The organism is Bartonella sp. CL162QHHD, from assembly GCF_042195435.1.
Taxonomy (GTDB): domain Bacteria; phylum Pseudomonadota; class Alphaproteobacteria; order Rhizobiales; family Rhizobiaceae; genus Bartonella.
In genome coordinates, this window is sequence record NZ_JBHIOG010000005.1 from 1 (window position 1) to 2,381 (window position 2,381).

The 2,381-nt window shown below is 41.6% G+C and carries 3 protein-coding genes and 1 pseudogene; all 4 read left to right on the top strand.

The window, feature by feature from the left end; genetic code table 11:
• Nucleotides 1-290, top strand: a pseudogene (locus tag ACFILD_RS00270) (hypothetical protein); the annotation flags it as partial.
• A 93-nt stretch (nt 291-383) separates the two neighbouring features.
• Complete coding sequence (locus ACFILD_RS00275; protein WP_015856180.1) at nt 384-1,511, top strand: N4-gp56 family major capsid protein; 1,128 nt, start codon at nt 384-386, stop codon at nt 1,509-1,511.
• Between the two features lie 20 nt (nt 1,512-1,531).
• Nucleotides 1,532-1,912 carry a hypothetical protein gene (locus ACFILD_RS00280; RefSeq protein ID WP_375637953.1) on the top strand — a complete coding sequence of 127 codons (381 nt, stop codon included), beginning with the start codon at nt 1,532-1,534 and terminating at the stop codon, nt 1,910-1,912.
• 11 nt (nt 1,913-1,923) lie between these two features.
• Nucleotides 1,924-2,304 carry a hypothetical protein gene (locus ACFILD_RS00285; protein WP_375658328.1) on the top strand — a complete coding sequence of 127 codons (381 nt, stop codon included), beginning with the start codon at nt 1,924-1,926 and terminating at the stop codon, nt 2,302-2,304.
• Nucleotides 2,305-2,381 lie beyond the last annotated feature (77 nt).

Here is a 2,381-nt window from a genome sequence, read left to right on the forward strand (position 1 = left end):
TAGCGACTTGTGCACAAAGAGATCTCAATCCGGCAGAAGAGATTTATAGAATAGCGCAAAATCTTGGCTATCAGAACCAAGCATTACAAGCGAATAATCAAGTTGCTGCGCTTCAAAGCCGGCAGAATTCTGCGAGAACCTTAACGGCATCTGGTGGAGGGGGCAGTGTTGGACCAATCACTTTAGCAAGCATTGATAGGATGTCAGAAGAAGAATTTGACGCTTGGATATCAAATCCGAAAAATAAAGCAATTTTTCGGCAATTGCATGGTGCTGGTAACGGGTATTAAGAGTGCATTTTTATAGAAATTAGCCTGTTTTATGCAGGGTTATGGTCCGGCTTTTAAGCCGGTTTTTTTTTACAGCAAAGAAAGGTAAAATCAATGGCATTAACAACAGTTAGAGCAGATGATCCTCATGCGATAAGCACGTGGTCAAAATTATTAAATACAGAAGTTTCAAAGGCGATACCTATTGCCCCTCTTATAGGCAGGGGTTCAAACAGCATTATTCAACTTAAAACTGAAACACAGAAGGGCAGAGGGGATTGTGTTACATTTAGCTTACGTACACAGCTTTTGGGACGGGGTGTTACCTCAGGACAGACGCTTGAGGGGAATGAAGAGGCATTACAATTCCTTCATGACAGACTATATATTGACGAGCTTTCGCATGCAGTTCGTGTAGAAAATGAAGGTAGTATAGCGCAACAACGTACAACGTTTGATTTGCGTGACGAAGCAAAAGATGGCTTAGTTGATTGGTATGCAGATCGCTTAAGCTTGATGTTTTTCATTCAAGCTTGCGGATATACAGCAAGGACAATCTCTTTTGAAGATCGGATGATAGATATCGAGAATGTGCATTATGGATTTAATGAACCTCTGGCACCAAGTAGTAAGCGAATTATCCGTCCAGATGGTAAAACCAAGGATGAAGAGCTAAGTGAAGCGCCAAAACACAGCTTTAGTTTGAAGCTTATTGACGAAGCTGTAAAAATGGCGAAACTTGCTAATCCCAAAATTCGACCAGTACGTGTGAATGGGGAGAGTGTTTATGTTCTCTATTTGCATCCAACACAAGTGATGCAATTGCGTACCAATACAGAGACTGGTCAGTGGCTTGATATTCAGAAAGCTGCTTACACAGGCTCTCGTGCGCAAAACCCAATCTTTGATGGTTCTTTAGGCATGTATAATGGTGTGATTTTACGTGAATCTGAACATGTCACCCATGGGGTAAAATCTACCGATCATACAGCGAAAAAAAGTGTGCGTCGTGCTGTTTTTCTTGGAGCACAAAGTATCGTTATGGCTTTTGGAAATAATCGCAATGTCAATCGCTATAAATTGGTGGAAGAGCATTTCGACTATCAACGTTACTATGGTTTGTCTGCGAAAACACTGATTGGAATGAAGAAAACCCGTTTCAAATTTCCAAATAGCTCTCAAGCAGCGCAAGATTTTGGAACGATTGTTATCCCCACCTACAGTGGTGAACCTGATAATTAATCATAGGGAGGAAACAAGACATGGCAGATCAATTACCACCTCCATTACAGGGAAGAAATCTTCACACCCAACAGGTGAGTTTCTTACGTTTGAATATCTCGCATAAAGATAAGCATCTTACGGAAAAAATCGGAATTTTGCCTCGTGGCGCTTTGATCACTTCGATGAAGGCTTTTGTCAAGACCGCGTTTTCTGAAGCAAAATTAAAGATAGGCAGCACCTATGGCGGCAATGAGTTCAGTGAAAAAGACATCAAAGCCCAAGGCACGCAAGATTTTACGCCAACAGATCAAAAGTCTTTTGTTGCAGATGATAAGGAGATGACCCTTTATGCAACACGGGATAAAACAACTGCGGCTGGTGAATGTATTGTGGTTGTGCAATTCGTGACAAATCATTGAGGGGATAAGACATGGCAGATTATTTACCACAGCCCTTGCAAGGGAGAAATCTTCATACGCAGCAGGTAAGCTTTTTGCGGCTTAATTTTAGCTATGAAGATAAAGAAAACGCTATGAGAATAGGCACGCTACCTCGTGGTGCTTTGATCACTTCGATTAAAGTGTATGTCAAGACAGCATTTTCGGACACGAAGGTAAAAATAGGCAGCACTGCTGGCGGCAATGAGTTTGGTGAAGCAGAAATCAAACAACAGGCAGTAAAAGAGGTTAAGCCTACCAATCAGAAGGAGTTTATCCCTTATGATGAAGAACTTACTCTCTATGCCAAAGCGGACAAAACAGTACAAGCTGGGCAAGCAAGTATAGTCGTTGAATTCGTGACTAATCACTGAGAGGTATTTTGATGACACGTCATTATATTCGGGTTAAGACCGGAGGACCGATACCTGTAAAGCGAGATGTTTATCGT